We start from the raw sequence: 3,903 nt of genomic DNA, 5'->3' as shown, positions 1-3,903 counted from the left end.
TATCGCGGCTCAGGTCCGCCACATCCTGCTGCTGGTGTTCCTTGTCACGGATGGTAATAGTGCCTGCCGCAATGGCTGACTGCGTGGTGCCCGAAGCATTATCGCTGGCTCCGATACCAATAAGAGGGATGCCACCCCCGCTGAACATCTGCCCGCCATGGCTGTCCTGACCTGTCGCTCCGCCCGCGCTGATGCCCTTGCTGCTGGCACTGTATTCAGCGTGGTTGTCGAGGCTGCTCCAGCCCAGCGTCCCGGTGTCGAGGCTGTTTTTGCTGGCTTCCGCCGTGCTGGCAATCACCGCACCATCCAGCTGCGTGTGTTTGCCGACGGTAATATCGAATCCTTTGTCCCCGGCAAACAACCCGCTCTGCTCACCGACGCTGGCGTATTCACTGTCAGTTTTGCTCTGGTTGATAACACCGGGATACATTTCTTGCGCGATGAACTCGCCGATAGTAGCGCCTGACAATACGCTATTGCCTTGTATCTGAGGGACCACCGCACCGAGAACCGCGTGGGTAATCAGATTGGCTTCTCGATTAACTAGTCGTTTTCTATAATATTGTTAAAGAACATGATGCTGTTTCGCTAAGAAGGCCGCAGAATCCATACGAGCCGTTTTTACAGCCGCCACCCCAGCCTGCACCTGAAGGGCGACTGGCTAAAAGAGGCGGGGTTTTCAATGGATACGCCGGTTATTGTCGCTGTGGAGCGGGGGCAACTGGTTATTCGGCCAATTACAGACTGATAAAAAGATCCCGGCTCAGTTCATCGCAACAGCCGGGATCTTTTCTATCAACACTTCACACAAGATAACTTCTGGTAAGGATTTTATGTAATCAATGTATTCCACTTAATAGATATAAATGGTTTCAACCTAATTTCCACTTGTGTTACTGAATCAGTGTGTTTAATTTCAGAGCATAGATATTCTCCTTTGAGCTCACTTTTAAGTTCAAAGCTCTCTACGCCTTCACTGAGGTGCTGAGATATTATCTCTCCATTATACTCGATGGTAGTTTGTATCCATCCTTCTAATGCTGCATAAGAAAAAACCAATTTCATACCCTGATTATCACAATGAGCGTACCCATAGCGATGATCTACTTCATCGGAAAAAAAAGGTTCACTCTCAAAGAATGACAATAGATCTATAGGATCAGGAATCTTTTCAATCATACTCATTTTTTTCCATCCTTTGGTATTGTAGTTACGAATCGACGCGAACCATCAGGCATAATTTGAAATGCAGATTGCAGCTTAGTGGCTTTACCTGATGGACCAAATAGTAAAGACTCCCTCACTTCAAATTTGCCCCATTGGTTAGAATAAGCATCGACTATATTTCCCGCAGTCTTAGGAACTTGAGACAGATGATCCATTAAATATTTAGCTCCTGTCTCGTCAATCGGTATTCCTAAACGATACATAGACTGTTCCATTTGTGTAGAGCGGGCAGCATTATGAGGATCGCTAGTAACTTTACCAAATATGTAATCCAATTTTCCCGGCTCTACAACAACATCACTTTTCGCTGCCTGCTTATCAAGCATGGAATAATTTGGCTTATTTAAATCAATAGCTTTTTCATTATTTTTCCCAATTCGCTCCAGTGCTGCTTTTTCAGCTTCCACGACAGAATTCGTCGTCCCTTTTGCCGCATCAGGCTTAACAGTGCCCTTACCACCCTGAGCCGCCTCATCACCAGCCACTTTGTAGCCCGCAATGATACTCACGATACCCTGCAGCTGCATCGCATCGTCATAGGCTTTTTCAACTTCAGCCCACGGTTTACCGGTGCTCTGCGTTATACCGCTAATCGCCGCATCACGCGTGATATTCCCCGCATCCAGCCCTTCCATGATAACTGGTGGTCCGACCGCTCGTCGCTGAGTGACAAGCAAAACTATCCCGGCTCATGAGCGGCCGGGATAGTTTGTCTACATTTGTAATTTCCAAAAATTCATACCATCGATCAACCAATATTGCTCTTTATCTGGAATGAATAACCCAAAATCACTATTGGCCTGGGCGCTCCAATCTGAAGGCGCGGAGGCCTCATGGCTTCTATCCCAATCAGTATGTCGATATATTTTTTTATCAAAATTAATATAAAATTTAGGTAGTCGCATTCTCCACTGATCCCATTCATCTGAAACGGGATCTGTTAATACGGATAAAAACCTCTCGATATAATCATAAAAATCAACTAAATGAGTCCCAACTCGACCCATCATGAAAAACTCTCTCATATCTTCAACTGAATAAACAACAACATTATTTTGTGTTACATATTCTTGGAAATTATGTTCTGTCAGAACAGGTATTCCATTCCTGAATAGGCTAATAGCCTCATCATAAAGGGATTCCTTCATCAAGCCTTTATCAATATAGTTTTTATATTCAGGCCTTACATCAATACAATAATTTTCCTTATTATCAATAAGATAATAATGTTTTCCTTTGACAACAAAAACAGCTATTGCTTTTTCACCATCAAAAAGGTCACTGAGCAAATTTTGGTAATTACTTTCCAAATTCATTCATGAACTCCTCTTTTGTTAATACGCGAGCTTTTGATGAATTCTGCTCTATGAGCCTATCCCATACTTTTGGAAGTTCCAGCGATACACTGGAATCACCTTTATTTGGGTCTACTATTTTAGGCGCATTGGGATCCTTAGGAACTCCAGGGATAGGTTTCTGAGGTACTGCGGCATCCATTATTTGTTTATGTAACAAAGCATCAACTTCAAAAACGACTACTGATCCGTCAGCTCTTTTATTAGTAAGGTAATAGGAAGCATGATTGGGACCATTTGTACTGACACATAATTGGCCACTACACCCAGAGTTAATAGTTACACTGCCATCAGGGTTAGCATTGATCCTATTTTGGCTGGTTTTTGTACCACTACCTCCCCCCTCAACCCTAAAGTAAGTTTCTGTTGTGCTCCCTTTTGCCGCATCAGGCTTAACGCTTCCCTTACCACCCTGAGCCGCCTCCTCACCAGCCACTTTATAGCCAGCAATGATACTCACGATACCGTGCAACTGCATAGCATCGTCATAGGCTTTTTCAACTTCTGCCCATGATTTTGTGTTACCGGGACTCTCCACTATCCCCTTAATCGCCGCATCACGCGTGATATTCCCCGCATCCAGCCCTTCCATAATAGCGGCGGCATTCGCGTAATCTTTCGGGAAAATATCTTTGTACGACAGGTTATATGTCGCTGCACCACCGTAACTGTCCAGCGCCGTCTGCGCCTTTATCACCAGTTGCGTACAGGCTGCGCTGCTCTTATTCCCCTGCGTACAGATATCACCGATTAACGCATCACGCGCTTTGTCCGTGGCATTGATATCTGCCAGCTCCTGCTGGAGTACCTGTCGTTCTTCCGGGTTCAGCTCGCCGTTTGCTAACTGATGTTCAACCTGCTTTTTGCGCTCGGCTTCTTTATGGTCGAGATAGTTATAACGCACCGAATCCAGCGCCGTCGCCGCACCCGACTGCGCACCGTTACTGCCCCCCGTCACACCACCCACGGCTGCGCCACCCAGCGCCGCTGCCCACTGGGTTATCGCCGCTTTCTCTTTCACATCCAGTTGAGTGTGACTGCTCAGATAGTCATTAACAAATTGCCCCAGAGCCTCACTGCCCATTCCCGCCAGGCCACCTGCCAGCGCATTGCCACCGCCGAAGCTCGCCTGGATAGCACCTATCACTCCATGGATAGCCGCTTTCTCCGGGCCATCTGCCGCCCAGCCCATCTCTGCACCCAGGTCACCGGCATACTGGTTCGCCATCTGCCCGAACACCGCCGCCAGCTCCTGCTGCTCCTCGATTTTTTCCTTATCGAAGATTTTATCGATATGACCATTGGCGTTATCCGTATCGCG

General features: G+C 46.6%; 5 protein-coding genes and 1 pseudogene. 1 reads left to right on the top strand and 5 read right to left on the bottom strand.

What is annotated here, in order from left to right; translation table 11 throughout:
• Positions 1–415 (bottom strand): annotated as a pseudogene (locus tag MES37_RS23760) (hemagglutinin repeat-containing protein); the annotation flags it as partial.
• 189 nt (positions 416–604) lie between these two features.
• On the opposite strand from MES37_RS23760, the gene MES37_RS23755 reads away from it, so the two are divergent.
• Complete coding sequence (locus MES37_RS23755) at positions 605–748, top strand: SymE family type I addiction module toxin (protein ID WP_083963216.1); 144 nt, start codon at positions 605–607, stop codon at positions 746–748.
• An 83-nt stretch (positions 749–831) separates the two neighbouring features.
• Here MES37_RS23755 and MES37_RS23750 read toward each other — a convergent pair whose 3' ends face one another.
• The 4 genes from MES37_RS23750 to MES37_RS24810 all read right to left on the bottom strand — a co-directional run.
• Complete coding sequence (locus MES37_RS23750; RefSeq protein ID WP_083963212.1) at positions 832–1,185, bottom strand: hypothetical protein; 354 nt, start codon at positions 1,183–1,185, stop codon at positions 832–834.
• Positions 1,182–1,862, bottom strand: a complete 681-nt coding sequence (locus MES37_RS23745; RefSeq protein ID WP_237932768.1) for a hypothetical protein — start codon at positions 1,860–1,862, stop codon at positions 1,182–1,184. The genes MES37_RS23750 and MES37_RS23745 overlap by 4 nt, the downstream gene beginning before the upstream one ends.
• 78 nt (positions 1,863–1,940) lie before the next feature.
• A complete protein-coding gene (locus MES37_RS23740; protein ID WP_237932767.1) occupies positions 1,941–2,543 on the bottom strand; it encodes a hypothetical protein in 603 nt (200 codons plus the stop codon).
• Positions 2,527–3,903: DUF6862 domain-containing protein (locus MES37_RS24810; protein ID WP_273695236.1), on the bottom strand; the 1,377-nt coding region annotated here is incomplete at its 5' end. The genes MES37_RS23740 and MES37_RS24810, both read right to left, overlap by 17 nt.

Origin of the sequence: Buttiauxella sp. S19-1, assembly GCF_022134725.1 — a bacterium.
In the GTDB taxonomy this organism is placed as follows: Bacteria; Pseudomonadota; Gammaproteobacteria; order Enterobacterales; family Enterobacteriaceae; genus Buttiauxella; species Buttiauxella ferragutiae.
The sequence above is the reverse complement of the archived record's forward strand: the minus strand, read 5'-3'. Positions and strand labels throughout refer to the sequence as shown.

Excerpts from the sequence above, each read along its gene's own strand:
- MES37_RS23740 (WP_237932767.1), bottom strand. The coding sequence starts at position 2,543 with ATGAATTTGGAAAGTAATTACCAAAATTTGCTCAGTGACCTTTTTGAT.
- MES37_RS23750 (WP_083963212.1), bottom strand. The coding sequence starts at position 1,185 with ATGAGTATGATTGAAAAGATTCCTGATCCTATAGATCTATTGTCATTC.
- MES37_RS23745 (WP_237932768.1), bottom strand. The coding sequence starts at position 1,862 with ATGGAAGGGCTGGATGCGGGGAATATCACGCGTGATGCGGCGATTAGC.